The following is a 16,734-nucleotide window of genomic DNA, read 5'->3' on the forward strand; positions in this document are numbered from 1 at the left end:
TACTATCTACGTTTTTTGTTGATTTCCTCGATTTATTCCTGCCTCAAGTAGCCAGCCCAATAGATCGTAATTCCATCCAGTTTTTACCGCGTTCGAGTGTTTTTCATCATCACGCTCTGCGATCGCGCTTTCGGTCGTAGCCTATCGCCAACACCAGAAAAGTCACTTTTTTAGCGCTTCCCTTTTCACTTACTTTCACCGAAAATGCTAATCAGGTTTCCAAAAGACCACCTATAACTTTAGAGTGTTGAAATAACTAAAATAGGTATCTATCTGAAGGTGAGGTATGACAACAAACTTTAGTCGGCGTGAATTTATCTTGTTTGGTTCAGCCGCGTTTGCTACCAGCTTAGTGGTGCAAGCTTGTAGTAATAAGCCGACAACACCAATAGCGACAACAACAGGTGGTAGTGAAGGGTTTAAAATAGCGATCGCTCTCCCTGGAATGATTACCGATAAAGGCTGGAATCAATCTGGTTATGAAGGAATCAATCTAGCAAAACAAAAGCTAAGTGCCCAAATCGCCTATGTAGAAAAAGTAGCACAAGCAGATCAAACAGAAGTATTAACAGATTTTGCTCGTAAAGGCTACAATCTCATCTTCGCGCATGGTGGACAATTTGATGCCGCAATTGAACAAGTCGCCTCACAGTTCCCCAACACATTTTTTGTGGGAGTAAATGGTAATCTCAAGGCTGAGAATATTGCTTCTTTACGAATAGATCACCTACAAGCTAGTTATTTGTGTGGTATTATCGGTGCTTTTGTCACTAAATCTAATAAATTAGCTTATATTGCTGGAGAAAAGTTTCCCGCTACCGAGGGAGAACTACGGGGATTTGAATTAGGGGCAAAGTCTGTTAAACCAAATATCCAAATTACTTCTACTTTTACAGGTGATTGGAATGATGTTGCCAAAGCCAAAGAAGCTACTCTGGCATTAATTTCTTCTGGTGCTGATGTCATCTATCAATGGTTAGATAATGCTTCAGCCGCAGTTTTACAAACAGCAGGTGAAAAAGGAGTATATGCTTTTGGTAACACCAAGGATCAATTAGACATTGCACCAAAAGCTGTCTTAACCAGCGCTGTCAAAAGCTTAGATTTAGCCATCGTTTACATAGCAGAATTAGCTAAACAAAAACAAATCAAAGGACAAATATATACAATTGGGCTAGAAAGGACAGATATCTTATTTTTGGGGAAATTTGGGGCAATTGTGCCGGAAGCTGTTAAGCAAAAGGTATTGAATACAAAACAAGAAATTGTTAATAAAAAAATCGTTTTTGAAGACTGTAAAGAGGCTGGGAAGGATACGCGCTGCGTGAAGAAAATAACAACATAGGTTTAGCATACAGATATATTAAAAAACTTTCGTAGTCAAATTACCCCCCTTAGAAAGGCTACGGTGTACACACATCTCTGTAGAAACCCAAAATCGTTGGAGATCCCCCTAAATCCCCCTTAAAAAGGGGGACTTTAAGAGACTTTTGCCTCCCCTTTTTAAGCTACCGTGTACACATAAGTCGGATTACCCCCCTTAATCCCCCCTTATAAAGGGGGGAAATAAGAAATCTTGTTCCCTCCCCTTTCTAAGGGGAGGGTTAGGGTGGGGTAAAACTGACGCGAATCTTCACTACAAGCTATCAGTTTTGTGAATATGAACTATTTACGCTTAAACAATATTACCAAACGCTTTGGGTCTTTTATTGCTAACGACAATATCAATCTCTCTGTTGCATCTGGAACCATTCATGCAATACTAGGCGAAAATGGTGCGGGGAAGAGTACTTTAATGAATATTATTAGTGGACTCTATCAACCTGATGTTGGTGAGATTTATCTCCAAGAACAACTAATAAAAATTTCCTCGCCAAATGAGGCAATTAAATTAGGTATTGGCATGATTTACCAACACTTTATGCTTGTGCCTCAATTGACTGTCACAGAAAATATCATCTTAGGGATGGAGAAAACTTGGCGGCTAAATATCCAATCTAAACAGCAAGAAATCGCCGCATTATCCCAAGCTTATGGATTAGAAATTGACCCCACTGCCAAAGTTGAAAATTTATCTATTGGGGCACAACAATGGGTAGAAATTCTCAAAGTTCTCTACCGTCGAGCAAAGTTGTTGATTCTTGATGAACCTACAGCAGTTTTAACACCGCCAGAAGTAGAATCATTAATTGTTATCTTGCGCCAATTGGCAGCCGTGGGGAATACAATCATTTTTATCAGTCATAAATTAGAAGAGGTAATGAATCTCTGTGATTCAGTAACAGTTTTACGCCAGGGAAAGGTAGTAGAAACAATATCAACTTCAGCAGCGACATCTCAGCAGTTAGCAACATTAATGGTAGGACGGGAGGTAGGTTTACAGTTAAATAAAAGTCCTACATTACCAGGAGAAATAATCCTGTCGGTGCAAAATTTGCAAGTTACTGATGAAAGAAATATTCCGGCTGTGAATAATGTATCTTTTGAACTGCGGGCGGGAGAAATTTTAGGAATTGCTGGTGTCGATGGCAATGGACAGCGAGAATTAGCTGATGGCATTGCTCTTTTGCGGACTATTAAGCAGGGTAAAATTGAGTTTACGCCCAAACATTCCTCAGTAGGCTACATTCCAGAAGATAGACAGACAATGGGATTGGTGTTGCAATTTAGCATTGCCCAAAATTTAATTTTAAAAGCTTTTAAATATCTGCCATTTTGTCGCCGTTTTTTGTTACAACAAGAAGCGATCGCTAATCATACCCAAGCTGCTATGCAAGAGTTTGACATTCGGGCGAATGGGATTGATATCAAGGTAAGTCAGCTTTCGGGAGGAAATCAACAAAAAGTGGTGTTAGCGCGAGAACTGGCGCAAACACCAGCTTTAATTATCGCCATGCAACCCACCAGGGGATTAGATGTGGGGGCGACAATAGCCGTTCAGTCTCGAATATTAACAGAACGCGATCGCGGTGCCGCAATTTTGTATATTTCTACTGAGTTAGAAGAAGTGATGGCAATGAGCGATCGCATTGCTGTAATCTACAGAGGTGAGTTTGTGGCTATTTTGGATGCAGCTACGGCGAAGGTGGAAGAAATTGGTTTGTTGATGGCTGGGGGAACACCCAGAGAGTAAAATGCCGAGTCTTTATATTATCGGTGGTGCAAATGGTTCAGGAAAAACTACTGTTTCAATGAGTTTGTTACCGAATTTTCTAGACTGTTTTGAGTACGTAAATGCAGATGCTATTGCTGCTGGACTATCTCCATTAAATCCTGATTCTATGGCTATAGAAGCAGGAAGATTAATGATTATGCGACTGCGAACTTTATCTAATTCAGGTAGTGACTTTGCTTTTGAAACTACGCTAGCAGCTAGAAGTTTTGCACCTTTTATTATTGGTTGTAGAGCAAAAGGCTACACAATTAACTTGATATACTTTTGGTTACAAAGCGTTGACTTGGCAGTAGAACGAGTAGCAGTAAGGGTTGCTAGTGGTGGACACTCGATTCCAAAAGATGTTATTCGTAGACGTTACCAACAGGGACGAAAGAATCTGATTTCTTTATACTTACCTTTATGCGATGGTTGGATGATCTATGATAACTCTAGATCATCTCCCCTTTTCGTTGCTGAACGCATTATTCATCAACAGCCTATTATTTATATAAATGAGATTTGGAACCAAATTATAGAGGTATTAAATGACTGAAGAAGAGATGAAAAAGTTACATTTTAAGATTGATGCTGGAGTCAAAGCCGCAATTGCAGCAGCAATAGAACGACATCGTAAGCTTGGGCAATCGATTAGTATTATGCGAGAAGGAAAGGTTGTAACTTTAACGCCTGATGAAATTACAGCGATTCAGAATCAGCAGAACAGTTAGAACAAAATTTACAACTAAAAATGATGTTTATAAATTGTTCAATTTGATTCAGCTTTGAGGTTGTTTGAAAAGTAATTTGTTGTGATTTTGAACACTTGTTGATCCCCCCTAACCCCCCTTAAAAAGGGGGAAACTGGAATCAAAGTCCCCTTTTTTAAGGGGAGCCACTGCGTTGGGCGGGTTCCCCGACTTGAAGCACGTGGCGTGGATTTAGGGGGATCTAGAACATTTTGATACTCACAAGAGGACTTTTCAAACAACCTCTTAGAGGAGTTAATGAACTGCATAAGAAATCATATCTCCAAACCGAACGATCGCAACTAATCGCATGAAATTCCTGTTACCAATCCTATCACCGCTCATTGCCATCGCCTCCGCCCTTATCATCGGTGCTATCCTCATGCTAATTGCTGGGGCAAATCCCATCACTGCATACAGCATCTTATTTCAAGAATCTCTCTCTACCTACTTTGGATTTGGTAACACCCTCACCAAAATGACACCGCTATTGTTCACCAGTTTAGGCGTGTTAGTGGCATTGCGGGCTGGGCAATTTAATATCGGTGGGGAAGGACAAATTTATCTGGGTGCCTTGGGAAGTACTTTAATTGGGTTATATGTGCAAAGATTACCTGCGGTAATTCATATCCCCTTAGCACTTTCGGCAGGATTTTTCTTTGGTGCCGTTTGGGGTTTGATTCCTGGTTATCTCAAAGCCATGCGCGGAGTGAATGAGGTAATTACTACCTTGTTACTCAACTATATCGCCGTGAATTTAATTAGCTACCTAGTCCAAAATCCATTAATGGCAGCAGGTGCGCCTAGTCCTTATTCGCCATTAATTGCCAAAACAGCCCGATTGCCGATTATATTACCACAAAGCCTCGCCCATGCTGGGATTTTATTCGGTTTAATTGCCGCAGGTATTTTATGGGTATTGTTAGTGCGATCGCCTCTAGGTTATCAAATTACAGCAGTGGGATTTAACCCCATTGCCGCCCGTTATGCCCACATATCTGTTGAACGTACCATAATGCTGGTGATGGCTGCTGCGGGTGGTTTAGCTGGGTTGGCTGGGAGTTGTGAGGTGATGGGGTTGAAATATCGGCTATTTGAACAAGTTTCACCTGGTTATGGATTTGATGCCATTGCGATCGCTTTTTTAAGTCGTGGTAGTGTTGTCGGTGTAGTATTCACTTCTTTGTTTTTTGCAGCGCTTCGCAGTGGTGCAAATGTGATGCAGCGTAGTGCAGGTGTGCCGGTAACAGTGGTTTACGCGATTCAAGGGTTTATGGTGTTGTTTATTGCTATCAGTTTCGCACTCGAAAGAGAAATAAGACTCAAAACCCAGAGAGGCGCCAAAGTTTAATTCAGAAAACTCTGCGAAACTTTGCGCTTTCCTTTGCGAACCTCTGCGTTAAAAATAACTCTATGAATAATCTCAACTTCTTCTCTGATTACTTAATAGCTACCTTACGTCTATCCGTCCCCTTGGGATTTGCTGCCCTTGGAGGATTGTACTCGGAACGATCGGGCGTATTAAATATCGCCCTAGAAGGAATGTTGCTTACAGGTGCTTTTACTAGCGCTGCTGCCACTTTCTACACTGGCAATCCCTGGCTTGGTATCCTCGCTTCCTTAATTGCTGGTGGATTAGTCGGACTACTCCATGCTGTTTTGTGTGTAACTTTACGTGTCGATCAATTGGTGTCTGGGCTAGCAATTAATCTTGTCGCCGCTGGATTAACATCATTTTTGGCTCGATTAGTGTTTAGTGGCAGTAGTACACAGCAGTTACCTAGAATTGGGACAATTATGATTCCTGGTTTAGCCAATATTCCCCTGATCGGGTCGCTACTATTTCAGTCAGATTTTTTAGTATATTTATTATTTATACTAGTTATTTTAACTACATATATTTTATTTAAAACCAGCTTTGGACTGACATTGCGGGCAGTGGGAGAATCTCCTCAAGCTGCTGCCACGGCTGGAATTTCGGTACCATTTGTCCGTTATATCGCTGTGGTGATTAGTGGTTGTCTTGCGAGTTTAGGAGGTGCTTATTTAACTCTGGTACAGGTAAGATTTTTTGCTGAGGGGATGAGTGCTGGTAAGGGATTTATTGCGATCGCAGCATTAATTTTTGGCAGATGGCATCCTGTAGGTAGTGCTTTGGCTTGTTTGCTGTTTGGGGCTACAGAAGCTTTACAACTGCGAATTCAGGCTTTAGGGGCAAATATACCTTACCAATTTTTAGTAATACTACCTTATGCGATCGCTTTACTAGCATTAGTCGGTAAGTTTGGAAAATCTACACCCCCTAAAGCTTTAGGTACTCCCTACTTTGGAGAAAATCACCACTCTGACTAAAAAACTTGAGGGGGTGAAAAAGAGGTTAAAAAGGTTGCTGGATAAGCATCATAGCCCTCAAACCCTGCTGATAAAATGCCAGCTTATTGTGAACGGCAGCCATCATAAAAAGAACCAATTCTTGGCATTCATAGAAACTATCCAACTAGAACCATATAAACCTATCCAAAAAGCACTATGTCTTCTTCTGCTTCTTTTTGGTTCGCCAGGACGGGATAATGACTTTTCAAATTAGCAATTAAACCAGAATGCGCCCAGCAATTATGGTGAAATCGTCCCGATGTCCCGATGTATGTTTGGGTCAAACTGGTGACATATTAAAATCGGAGTAATTGAATGAGCATTATTAAAAAACTTATAGCTGTAACAATTTTCAGGAATTATTCATAAAAAGAACGTTCAAACACTACTGAAAGATTATTCGCTGGCATTTGGTAAATCTGTTTCAAGATGAAATGTTCTGCCCTAGCTGCTGCCACTACATCATCCAAGTTCCGCACACCCCATTCTCGATTTTGGCTGCGTAAATATTCGTCAAAGGCTGCATTACTCGCTGCTGTATGTTCTCCACCTTGTTTGAAGGGCCCATACAAATAGAGGACACCTCCTGCTGCTAAGATTCGACCTGCCCCTGCCATTAGCCCAAGACACGCTGACCAAGGTGAAATGTGAATCATATTGATATTGACGATGGCGACAATTGGCTTCGTATTCAGCCACTGAGCCACTGCCCCTTTCTCCAATGCCCAAACTGGCTCTCTAACATCTAACTCAAGCGGCGCATGAACGTTATCGCATCCATTGTGTTCTGTCCATGCAATGATGCTGGCTCGTAACTCTAAATTTGCATCTGTTGGTAGCCACAGGCGAGGACTTAGCCTGGACGCAAAAAATACTGCGTGTTCACCAGTACCAGAAGCTATTTCTAAAATAGTGCCACTTGACGGTAATATCTGTAAAAGTATTTCTAGAATTGCTTCTCGGTTGCGCTCAGTTGCTGGCGCGTATTGTCGTGCGTCTTGTGGTGTCATTTCTATCGTTATAATTTTTCTGGTACGCAGTCCCGACCAATAGTAACAATCTAGATTATCTCACCTATGACCACTACACTAATTAGAGTCTGTAGAATCTCCCTCTGTAGCTAGAACAGAGGATAAGAGAAAAATTTGGGAAACATTTCTGAGATTAGCTGAAATATTTCACCCTGATAAGGTAAAAGACAGTGAGACACAGAGATATCATACAGAAATTATGAAATCAATCAATAAAGCCTACCAACAAGGAGATTTAGCGAGACTTCTTGAAATTGAGCAAACTCAGCAAGCAGGAGAAATTATTGATTATAATAAAGAGGATAATTTAACTCGAAAATGTCGAATTATAGAACAGCAAAATCAAATTCTCCTTGCTCAATATGACAATTTGAAATGGGAACTACATTTGGCAAAAAATACTCCAGAAGGAACGATGGTTTCTGATTCTCGCAAAGCTACTAAAAAAGGCTTTGATGGTAGAAACAATAGAATCGCAAATCAACGTTGTTGTTCAAATTCGGGATTTTATCAAGGACTTTAAAGAGTAGAAGATCGCGATCAAAGAATTTCTCGGTGGCCCACCAAGTCTGCACTCTTTAGACGAAGAAATCATGGAAGATATTTTGGAGCAGATGTTGTCATAATTAATGAAATAGTAATTGATTATTATTGAATAATATTTGGGAATACCAACTGAACAGGATTATTCAAAAGCTTCGACTCTTTCAATAATAAACCATTCATGATACAAAACTGCTAGAAGAAATTCCTCCCCCTTCAAGCGATCGCATACCGCCATAAATCCAGAGAAAAAAGGATCATCTTCATAGGTAGTATCAGACAAAAAAAGCGTTACAGAGTTATTATCTACACTCCAGATACACCTGATTATGGTGATATTAGGGTGATGTGACTTATCTACAGGTAATAATATCGTACATCCTTGAACTGACAAAAATTCTGGCTGTTCATATCTGAGAACTGATTCCCAACTCTCTGGCCCTTCATGCTTCTCAATAATCCTATCCCATCTAACTGCCTTAATTTTTTCTAGGCTTTCTGCTGATAAGTCTGATAATTTCATAGCTTGTATCTCATAAAGAAGAAGAGTAGACATCAAGGTGTTTTGTTCAAGCAGTTATTTTTCCTAAACTCATTGCACGGGATCTAATTGATAGTAACGTTGCAGTTGCTCATAAAGCGCCGCATACTTGGACAACAATTGCTGTGGCAATTCAAAGAATGTCGCAGTCGCTACTGCGAAAAATTCTGCGGGATTCGTCAGTTATTAGTATCTTGTTTCACCTATAACCACTTTGAGGACGATCGCGACGCAATGCCATACCAAACGGGAGCGTATGTGGCATTGGCGTAGCCACGTTGTTCGGCGAGACTTCTACGTGCAAAGCGCGAACATCGCGGCGACGGCACTCGGCCAGCAATGACTACGCTCAAAAATCCCAAAAAATGACTTAAAGTCTTTAAGGAGAAACACCAAATAAATGCACTTTACCTTCGATCTGGTTTAAATCTTGAAGAAAGCGGGCGCGGATATGATTTGACTGAGGTGATTGTCCTCCCATAAACAAGCAAACAATTTCTTGACAATCCACTTCTATTTCTTGACTAGGTATATTAACTCGCTTAATACTTGCCCATGAACAATTAGGATTGCCATTGGCAGCATTGCCTCCAATATCTGGATTACGTTTGTAATTGCGTTCGTAAATCAGGTGCATACCTTCTCCGCGAGTTTCTACCGCATCGGTTTCCAACCACTCAAAATCATTCTCATCAATTGGATTAGTTTCGGAACCAGGAACAGCATAAACAGCACAAGTACGGGGTGAAAATATCTCACCCTCTAATGACTGATTGGCATTTATATTAATTCTGTTAGCCCACTGCGATCGCACAGCCGTCAACCAATTATCATAGATAGAAGTCCAACTTTCTGGATTTAGTGGCAAACTTAAAGTTCTTTTCTGCAAGAGTCCTTCTCTATTGGGGACTTGGTGTTTGATGACTAAATGACTTCCCCGTGTTGCAGGATAGCCGTTATTCATGTGGAAAATATGTAAAGGTCGTCGCCAACCTCTACCAACACCTCCTGTACTAACTGCAAACCGGATAATCGGGAGAATAATTTTGTTGAGAATTTCGCTTGGTGCAGTAACTTGTAATTTCCCTTCCCAAACATAAAAGTAAGGCTGGTTACTTGAGCGATCGCCCCAAATTTCTATCCCCGGAATCATGCGGATTTTTACGCAACCTTTGTGGGTATCTGCTTCTATGGTTCCTATGGTTCCCATTAGTTCCCACAAAGTTTTTTTTGCGTTATCTTCCGACATGACACCCAACAGAAACCGCAATATCCAAGAACGCAACCAACCGCGCCAATGAGAAGGACGAAAATCTTGTTGTTGTCGATCAGCACCCGCACAACCTTGGCTGTAGAGTTTAAATTCAAAGGTTTTAGTAGTGGAACCATTTTCAGCTTGGCGTAATTGTGTTGAAGGTCTAAAACTGCTAGGTGCTTTAATCTGACCATATCCCGCAGAGGTACGACTGCCAACTCCATGAACGCTAAGTGCTTGCTGCACCCATTCCCAAACTGTTTGGACATCTTGGGGGCTGGCTTTACCAAAAATCCCTCGAATTGCTACTGTCACCGGAATAGTATCTTCACCATCTCCCAAAGTGTAAATTGAAAGTGGTGTACCTTGCCCCTGATGATAAACTTGGAAGTCTTGCTGTGGGTTAACTATATCTAAAACAAGTTTGGTTGCTGTTTCGGGCCATGCATCAAAAAATTCGATTTTACCCTCTTGAATAACGTTTCTTTGTTGATAGCCCAACAAATTCAACATTTGCTGACGAATGCTGGGACGTTCCATTGCCCACGCACGCACGATTCCCCGAATTGAAGAACCAGGAATATAGCCATTCAGGGGAAGTTCTGGCATTTCATCCAAGTTTTCGTCTAATTGGCGTTTATCTTCTGCTCGTCCATTAGTAACATACCAAGCACCACTTGGTTCTCCCGCAGAAACCATTGTCTCAACATCGGGATGGGGAAATGAACCAACTTTACTTCTCCATTGCAGGGTAAAAGTATCTTTCTTGAATAAATTTGATGTTCCTCGGCGTTGATGTTGTTTTTCTAGGAAATGAACCAGTTGGGGTGCAGTGTACATAACTTAATTTAAAAGTTAAAAGTTGAGACGCGATTAATCGCATCTGTACAAAAGTCAAAAGAGGAATTATGCAGAATAGGCTCTAGCCCAAAAATTCCAATGATTGGATAGAATCATTGCTTTGCGCCAAGTAGCCATATATTTATCAGGTTCATTCTTTGCCATTTGGACAATCATCTCGCGTAATTCTTCTTCCGAAGGTGGTATTTCGGAATTGATCAGTTGACCAAGAAGCGATTTCCAGACGGGAAGAATACGCGATCGCACTGTTCCTCCTTGGGCATTTGTTTGATTGACATAGGCTGCGGCTGAGAGTAAACCAAAAACCCGCAAATGCTGAGATAGCCTTAAAATCGCGTTTAACTCTTCTTTACTAATTGCAGTATTAGGACTGTTTTCAAGATATTTTTGAATATGTTGGTGAGCAGTCAGGCTGATTTGTTCTGGCTTAACCATGACTATGCCTCCACAGGGACAGATTGACTTGTTTTTAATCCAGGTAAAGTATCATTTGTCACCCAGCCTTGTACCCAACCTCGCCCGACGTTGGCTTGTCCGCCAATTTGAAATAATCCTGTAACAACATCCATCAAATAATCATGTTCCTGTTTGGCTACGGGATTAGTTTTATTTAATTTGTAACCCCAAGGGTAGTAGAGAATAGTATCTCTAGGAATACAAACATCAGTCCAAAATATTTCTGCACCACCTTCAGAATGATCTTCGTTATCTTCATCATCAAGTTTGTTAATTTTGTTGCGAATCTGCGTCCACAATGAATGCTCCATTAAGGTTTGAAAATCGCTATCAGCCAGAACAATGCGATTATGATTCCAGGTTGATTTAACAGCATCAGCAAGCGCTTGCTGCCAATCTCCTGCTAGTGCGATCGCTTGTTTTTGGAGTTCTGTAAGTGCTGAAACTTCTAATTGAGCGTCAGCAACGTAATAACTACCGACTTGAGTTCCTACAGGGCGATGGGGAAACTCAGTTATTGGTAGCCCAGATAGTAATGCATGGTTGCCGATCAGCGAATGGCAACTTACCCAAGTAAATACATTTCGATTGCCGTTCATTGACATTGTTCGCATCGGCACCCATAATAAGCGAGCATCACCAAACCAAACTTGATGAATTCCCATTTGTCCATCCGCACTTAATTCCCTGCCAAATAATTTATCTGCGGCTGCTGGGTCGATAGAGTTGACATCCCATCGCAAGCTACCTCTGAGTGAAGAACCCGGAATGTAAGGAAAATCGGTGTGTACTTCGCGGACAATATCTAAGATGTTTCCTAAATCGCCTTCGCCACCGCAATGAATTGGTGCAAGTGTATAAAGATATCCAGTCCGAAAATCACTCATAGATTAAATTCCTTGTCCCCATAAAAGTTTTCCATAATTAAGCTGTTTAAAAGTTTCCAAGCAACGCCCACTCTGTTCGGGTAATACCTGCAATTGTGCTGGTAGTTCGCCATCAAAGATGTAAACTGTCCCCGGTGGTACAAAAGCTCGTTGCGGTAAGAGTGCAGATTCCTCCCTTTTTTTGTCGCCCTTATCTTTATCTTTACGCAGTGTCGAGATCCCACCCCAGAGTAAAGCTTTGTCGGTAGCGCAGCCTTTTAACTGTTGCTTCCAAGCTTGGGGATAGGCGCTGTATCTTGTTTCTGTAAATAGTGCCAGTCCAGGGGTAAGAAGATAGGCAAAGTTTGATCCTGTGGAGGAGCGATCGCCTGTAATCAAACCAAGTTGTTCTTTCAAGACTGTATCGGGTGGATTTCCATCCGATACGGGAGATCCTACTGTAATCAAACCAAGTTGTTCTTTCAAGACCGTATCAGCTTGCAATGGCGATACTAAAGCCCGGTGTCCCTCCCCCCCAACCGGACAATGCTTTCGGTTTCTAAAACATTTCCACTCAAAGCCGCGATAAAGCACCATCCATGTTCAAGGCGGACGGCGACTTCGGTAAAGTAGCCATCAGCATCTTTAACTTGTCGCTTGTCAGATTGCATTTGGATGTGAGGTAATACCTGCGTCTTCCAAGGATTGCTGTGAAAGTCTGTTTTTTTGCCAATTACTGCTATTTTTTTTACCTTCAAGGTAATCAAACAGTGCTTCGGCTTTAATCCAAGGTTTGGGCGGGCTGATATTCCCGTCCCATTTTTTATTTAGAACCAGTGGATTAATTTGCTCCCCATCAAATACCAAGTGCTTCCACGCTTCATGTTCACGGTTAACGGGTTGCAAGCGTTGAATTTCACTCCAGTTATCAGAGGCGGTTTTGCGATCTTCTCCTGGGGGATATAGACAGACTAAATCTTTGGGGGTAGGTAGCCACAGGGTATGGTTGCTATCTAATAAAAACGGGCCAAGAAAAGTTAAATCGCGTTTGCTACGTTCCTCCTGATTATTGGTTAGTGGTAAAAGCGATCGCATTGCCTGAAATACTGTAATTGGCATAGGTGGAAATAGCCCTTTCGCCCACGAACCATCACCAGGACTAAATGGTTTGCAATCTCGAAATAGTAATACATCTAAAGGAGTAATTTTATACCAGTGCATGAGAAGTAAAAAGTAAAAAGAATTAAAGTTATTTTTTCAACGCAGAGGAAGCCGGAGTCCGCGCAGAGTAATAGAAAGGCGGATAAAACAGCATTTGATTTTTTCGCAATTGACATAATTGACATACATCATAGATAACTCTAACTTCTAACTTCTAACTTCTAACTTTTTCCATTGACTGCGTTCAACCCGCTTATCGATCCAAAAAGCGGTAAATTTCAGAAGTTTAGCTAAGTCTTCGGGTTTAATACCTATAGGTTCGGACTTAATTTTTTGAGCTTCTTTAATTAAGTGTTTTAGGGGTTGTTGATCCCATTGCTTTGGTTCTTGTAATTCGAGGATTTGTCTAGCCCGTTCTCTTTGTTCTAAGGTTTGTTCACCACCTTCAGCTAAAACTTCTCTGGCCCATTCTTTGAGAGTTTGTTTAGCCCATTTTCTGAGAGCTAATTTTGCCCATTCTTCCCATTTATCCAACCATTGCTCAATTTTTTTAAATGTCTCCTCAAGTTCTTTGCTGCGATCGCGGTTGTCCATGATGACTCTAGCTGCTTTCGAGAACAGATGGTGATGCTCAGTAACGGAAGCGCGACGGGGAAGTTCTTCAGCTAACCGATGCAGTAATGGACTGAGTTTTTCTGTGTATAATTCATATTCTTTTACCCAGTCCCACCAAGTATCTAGTAACTCACCCTTCATCAGTGCTTCTAACTGGTTCCCACCACCGTAAATTATTCGGAAGCAAATACCATCTTTGTCAGGGATTTTTTTCGCCCTCTCTGCTTCTGCTTGCCATACACTTTCAAGAACAGTAGGGAGAGGAACGCTTTTATGAGCAACTATTACACCAGCACTCATAGTTGCTTTTCTTCCCATTGTGAAGTGCGGACGTTTAAGTAAGTCTTTGACCTGTTCACCGGGATACCAGTAACCAGTAGTTTGATCAGGCTCAGAAGAAATATTATTGCGATCGTTTGCAAACTCATTCTTGGGGTCTTTGCCACCACTCCAAGCAGCACGCAATGATAACAGATATTCTGGTAAATCTTCTGGAGGTAAGACTGCCATGACATCATCGCCACCACTGTAAATAACTCGACCGCAGAAACGTTTTTCTGTCAGATAGGGAACCAAGCGATTGGAAAAATCTAAAAGGGCACGGTTTAAACCAACATGAGTAGCAGGCCCCATACGTTTAGTTTCTTTAAGGAGTGTATTAAATAGATCATTCTCAAAATTTGTCAAGTTTTGATCCACAGCATCGATTTCAACATAAGAATCGTATTTTTCGAGTTCTTTTCCAGAAACATAATCGCCCATTCCATCGCCATCAGCGAGGACAATTACCCACCAATCGGCCGGACTGCTGTCACCAAAGCCACTATTCTGATGTGCTTGTTCAACAATTTCTCGTAAAATATCAACTTGTTTGCGACTGGTTTGGTTATTGTTAGCTCTGTTATGTTCCTGTTCTTGCAAGCTCATATCATCAATGAGCCATTTACTAGAAAACATCACTCCGTTATAACCACCTTTGAGGTTAGGAAATTCTTCCTGAATTGCTTTATCTGCATTGGAGATATGGAATGGACGGCTGGTTTTTGAGTAAAATGCATGTTGCTGCTTTTTGGAAAATTTATATCTGTGCTGATTGAAAAGTTGATATAAATTAGTTCTGTAAGTTTTGATTAAATTGGGATGTTCGCTGGCAAAAGCGGCGGCGGCGATGGAACTCAGATTGGGAAACCTAATAAACTTTTCGTAATCGATTATTTTAGTTATTTGTTTTAAAATTTGATTATTATCTTCTGTCTCTTCTGTCCCTAATTCATTAGCAGCTTCATCAGGTAATGGGTCTTCAGTTAGTTCGATAGAAATCCCTAAAGATTTTGCTACATCTCCATAGACCCAAGCCATACGCTTGGTTAATTCCAGTGCGTTAAGTTTCTCTGAACCATTAAATAAACCCCGATAAGCCTTGGACATGACAAACCAAAATAAGCGCATCGAACCTGCTTTTAAACCACTACCTTGGCGGAAGTCACGTACTTGTCCATCAAGAGTTTTTTTGACTTGATAATTTAGCCGAGGATGAACGGCGCTAAATTGACCCGATATTGTGGAACGTTCACCGGGGGCAGTAGCAATTTGCCAGTTCCGGGTATATTTAATATTATTTAAACAACGTCCTAAACGTTGGTGAATGCTACCCCACCATGTTCCCACGTTTAAACTTATATAAAAATTATTTTCAAATTCGCTAGGTAAATTGTCAAATGGTTGCGCAATTTCATTTTGGATATCTATCCAGTCTTTATCAAAAATAGAATTATTATTCTTATCAATAATTAATCCTTGATTTTGATTTTCTAGTTGTTTTTGACTTCCGAGAGGGATTGCTGTCCAGTATGGTTCCCAAGTGTGATTAAGTTGGGCTGACCAAAGCTTGTTCCATTCCCAACAAGATTGTTGCTTGAGAAGATTTAGCTCTTGTTGATAGGCTTCGAGGTCAGATGTATTTTTTAATTCAGGGAATACTTCGTGCAATATTCCGTTCAATTCTGTTTGAGTTTGATTATCTAAAAAATTAATTACCTGTTCTCTAATGTGGTTCCTAACTTTTATTCCGATTTTTATCCATTCTTTAGTGAGTTTTTTCGTTAGATACCTTCCCCATTTTTCAGATGCTTGTTTTCCGGGAACTAAAATTGTGATTACATTTGGGAATCCGGCTGTGCTTAAACTGGTAGATATTTTCTCTGTAAAGCGATTAACTGGTTCGCCACCATTCTGTAAATTGGTAAAATTAGGCGCAAAATCATGATATTTTTGTACGATTAACGCATCGATAATTTCTTGACTCCAAAGCGAAGGGATAATGATTGCATCGGGGCCTAGATGTTGGGAAATATGCCAGCATAGTTGCGTGCTGAGATAGTGGAGTAAATATGAACCCGCCCAAAAATCGAGAAATTTCCGCGAGGATTTGATGAAGTCCTGTACGGGCGAAAAGGAGAATGTTAATAGATAAGGTGTTTCGTGTTCTTCTCCAGACTTCCAACATTTAGGGAACATTGCACCAGTCAAGGCTGAAACTGTACTTTGGTGGCTGTGTAGTGGACAATCGGGGATAACTGTATGTGCAGGAAATAGCAGTGCATCGGGTTGCGTGTCTGCTAACAGTTCTGGATAAAATCGCCAAAACCACCAGAAAACCTTTTTGGCGTTGGCTTCACTTTTTATCTGGCTGATATCTGGTGCGTTGCGTAGAGGTTGCAAAGTTGTGACTTGCTGTTTTTGACCACTGATGGGATGACGAACAGTAACTTGTTGGGTGTTTTCTCTGCGTTCTATATGAAATAAATTAACACGGTCTGATGATGAGGCGATATCTTGGGCGTGTTTACCCATCCCTGCATTGCTATTGATTCCATTCCACCAATTGTTTAAATTGTCAATGTCATGATTTAGACAATCTAGTTGCAATAATACATGATTTCCCCAGTCAGCAAATTCTGGCGCTTGTAGTAGTGCATATAACTTTCTTTGGTAGAAATTCATTTGGCTATAAATATATGGCTATAAAGTATGAAACGATGATAAACTCAGAATTTCAGATTATGAGTTATTTTTTTAATTTACTCAAAATTAATTTTGAATATATAAAAAATATTACTCTAATCGAAA

General features: G+C 40.8%; 15 protein-coding genes and 2 pseudogenes. 7 read left to right on the forward strand and 10 right to left on the reverse strand.

The annotated features are described in order from the left end of the window. Positions 1 to 286: 286 nt before the first annotated feature. The 6 genes from GTQ43_RS26725 to GTQ43_RS26750 all read left to right on the forward strand — a co-directional run bounded on the left by GTQ43_RS26725 (position 287) and on the right by GTQ43_RS26750 (position 6,255). Positions 287 to 1,345 (forward strand): BMP family protein, encoded by a 1,059-nt coding sequence (locus GTQ43_RS26725; protein WP_265275705.1) that lies wholly within the window; start codon positions 287 to 289, stop codon positions 1,343 to 1,345. A gap of 315 nt (positions 1,346 to 1,660) precedes the next feature. Continuing rightward, positions 1,661 to 3,133: an ABC transporter ATP-binding protein gene (locus GTQ43_RS26730; protein ID WP_265275706.1), complete on the forward strand. Its 1,473-nt coding sequence runs from the start codon at positions 1,661 to 1,663 to the stop codon at positions 3,131 to 3,133. A gap of 1 nt (position 3,134) precedes the next feature. Further along, entirely contained in the window at positions 3,135 to 3,710 is a 576-nt protein-coding gene (locus tag GTQ43_RS26735) for a zeta toxin family protein (protein ID WP_265275707.1), read from the forward strand. Then, positions 3,703 to 3,885, forward strand: coding sequence for a hypothetical protein (locus tag GTQ43_RS26740; RefSeq protein WP_265275708.1), 183 nt, complete (start codon positions 3,703 to 3,705; stop codon positions 3,883 to 3,885). Before GTQ43_RS26735 ends, GTQ43_RS26740 begins: the two co-directional genes overlap by 8 nt. Positions 3,886 to 4,213: 328 nt before the next feature. Further along, the gene (locus GTQ43_RS26745; protein WP_265275709.1) at positions 4,214 to 5,254 is read left to right on the forward strand and encodes an ABC transporter permease; all 1,041 of its coding nucleotides are present in this window, start codon (positions 4,214 to 4,216) and stop codon (positions 5,252 to 5,254) included. Positions 5,255 to 5,316: 62 nt separating this feature from the next. Beyond that, entirely contained in the window at positions 5,317 to 6,255 is a 939-nt protein-coding gene (locus tag GTQ43_RS26750; protein WP_265275710.1) for an ABC transporter permease, read from the forward strand. Between the two features lie 380 nt (positions 6,256 to 6,635). Here the strand turns inward: GTQ43_RS26750 and GTQ43_RS26755 are convergent, their stop codons facing one another. Next, positions 6,636 to 7,286, reverse strand: coding sequence for a class I SAM-dependent methyltransferase (locus GTQ43_RS26755; protein ID WP_265275711.1), 651 nt, complete (start codon positions 7,284 to 7,286; stop codon positions 6,636 to 6,638). Positions 7,287 to 7,380: 94 nt separating this feature from the next. Here GTQ43_RS26755 and GTQ43_RS26760 point away from each other — a divergent pair. After that, positions 7,381 to 7,933: pseudogene (locus tag GTQ43_RS26760) on the forward strand (J domain-containing protein); the annotation flags it as partial. Positions 7,934 to 7,992: 59 nt separating this feature from the next. Here the strand turns inward: GTQ43_RS26760 and GTQ43_RS26765 are convergent. The 9 genes and pseudogenes from GTQ43_RS26765 to cas10 form a co-directional block, all read right to left on the reverse strand. Then, positions 7,993 to 8,373: a hypothetical protein gene (locus GTQ43_RS26765; RefSeq protein WP_265275712.1), complete on the reverse strand. Its 381-nt coding sequence runs from the start codon at positions 8,371 to 8,373 to the stop codon at positions 7,993 to 7,995. A 69-nt stretch (positions 8,374 to 8,442) separates the two neighbouring features. Next, positions 8,443 to 8,571: pseudogene (locus GTQ43_RS26770) on the reverse strand (zinc-dependent peptidase); the annotation flags it as partial. A gap of 199 nt (positions 8,572 to 8,770) precedes the next feature. Beyond that, positions 8,771 to 10,486: an RAMP superfamily protein gene (locus GTQ43_RS26775; RefSeq protein WP_265275713.1), complete on the reverse strand. Its 1,716-nt coding sequence runs from the start codon at positions 10,484 to 10,486 to the stop codon at positions 8,771 to 8,773. Between the two features lie 66 nt (positions 10,487 to 10,552). Beyond that, positions 10,553 to 10,942 (reverse strand): hypothetical protein, encoded by a 390-nt coding sequence (locus GTQ43_RS26780; protein WP_265275714.1) that lies wholly within the window; start codon positions 10,940 to 10,942, stop codon positions 10,553 to 10,555. Between the two features lie 2 nt (positions 10,943 to 10,944). Beyond that, positions 10,945 to 11,850, reverse strand: a complete 906-nt coding sequence (locus tag GTQ43_RS26785) for an RAMP superfamily CRISPR-associated protein (RefSeq protein WP_265275715.1) — start codon at positions 11,848 to 11,850, stop codon at positions 10,945 to 10,947. Between the two features lie 3 nt (positions 11,851 to 11,853). After that, the gene (locus GTQ43_RS26790; RefSeq protein ID WP_265275716.1) at positions 11,854 to 12,315 is read right to left on the reverse strand and encodes a hypothetical protein; all 462 of its coding nucleotides are present in this window, start codon (positions 12,313 to 12,315) and stop codon (positions 11,854 to 11,856) included. A 26-nt stretch (positions 12,316 to 12,341) separates the two neighbouring features. Then, positions 12,342 to 12,500: a type III-B CRISPR module-associated Cmr3 family protein gene (locus tag GTQ43_RS26795; protein WP_265275717.1), complete on the reverse strand. Its 159-nt coding sequence runs from the start codon at positions 12,498 to 12,500 to the stop codon at positions 12,342 to 12,344. After that, positions 12,490 to 13,050, reverse strand: a complete 561-nt coding sequence (locus GTQ43_RS26800) for a type III-B CRISPR module-associated Cmr3 family protein (RefSeq protein ID WP_265275718.1) — start codon at positions 13,048 to 13,050, stop codon at positions 12,490 to 12,492. The genes GTQ43_RS26795 and GTQ43_RS26800 overlap by 11 nt, the downstream gene beginning before the upstream one ends. Before the next feature lie 147 nt (positions 13,051 to 13,197). After that, positions 13,198 to 16,608: a type III-B CRISPR-associated protein Cas10/Cmr2 gene (gene cas10 / locus GTQ43_RS26805; RefSeq protein ID WP_265275719.1), complete on the reverse strand. Its 3,411-nt coding sequence runs from the start codon at positions 16,606 to 16,608 to the stop codon at positions 13,198 to 13,200. Between the last annotated feature and the right edge of the window lie 126 nt (positions 16,609 to 16,734).

The sequence above is a fragment of the Nostoc sp. KVJ3 genome (assembly GCF_026127265.1).
Taxonomy (GTDB): domain Bacteria; phylum Cyanobacteriota; class Cyanobacteriia; order Cyanobacteriales; family Nostocaceae; genus Nostoc.

Coding starts and splice junctions, on each gene's coding strand:
- GTQ43_RS26785 (WP_265275715.1), bottom strand. CDS start 11,850: ATGAGTGATTTTCGGACTGGATATCTTTATACACTTGCACCAATTCAT.
- GTQ43_RS26740 (WP_265275708.1), top strand. CDS start 3,703: ATGACTGAAGAAGAGATGAAAAAGTTACATTTTAAGATTGATGCTGGA.
- GTQ43_RS26745 (WP_265275709.1), top strand. CDS start 4,214: ATGAAATTCCTGTTACCAATCCTATCACCGCTCATTGCCATCGCCTCC.
- GTQ43_RS26725 (WP_265275705.1), top strand. CDS start 287: ATGACAACAAACTTTAGTCGGCGTGAATTTATCTTGTTTGGTTCAGCC.
- GTQ43_RS26780 (WP_265275714.1), bottom strand. CDS start 10,942: ATGGTTAAGCCAGAACAAATCAGCCTGACTGCTCACCAACATATTCAA.
- GTQ43_RS26795 (WP_265275717.1), bottom strand. CDS start 12,500: ATGCAATCTGACAAGCGACAAGTTAAAGATGCTGATGGCTACTTTACC.
- GTQ43_RS26730 (WP_265275706.1), top strand. CDS start 1,661: ATGAACTATTTACGCTTAAACAATATTACCAAACGCTTTGGGTCTTTT.
- GTQ43_RS26735 (WP_265275707.1), top strand. CDS start 3,135: ATGCCGAGTCTTTATATTATCGGTGGTGCAAATGGTTCAGGAAAAACT.
- cas10 (WP_265275719.1), bottom strand. CDS start 16,608: ATGAATTTCTACCAAAGAAAGTTATATGCACTACTACAAGCGCCAGAA.
- GTQ43_RS26750 (WP_265275710.1), top strand. CDS start 5,317: ATGAATAATCTCAACTTCTTCTCTGATTACTTAATAGCTACCTTACGT.
- GTQ43_RS26800 (WP_265275718.1), bottom strand. CDS start 13,050: ATGCACTGGTATAAAATTACTCCTTTAGATGTATTACTATTTCGAGAT.
- GTQ43_RS26775 (WP_265275713.1), bottom strand. CDS start 10,486: ATGTACACTGCACCCCAACTGGTTCATTTCCTAGAAAAACAACATCAA.
- GTQ43_RS26765 (WP_265275712.1), bottom strand. CDS start 8,373: ATGAAATTATCAGACTTATCAGCAGAAAGCCTAGAAAAAATTAAGGCA.
- GTQ43_RS26755 (WP_265275711.1), bottom strand. CDS start 7,286: ATGACACCACAAGACGCACGACAATACGCGCCAGCAACTGAGCGCAAC.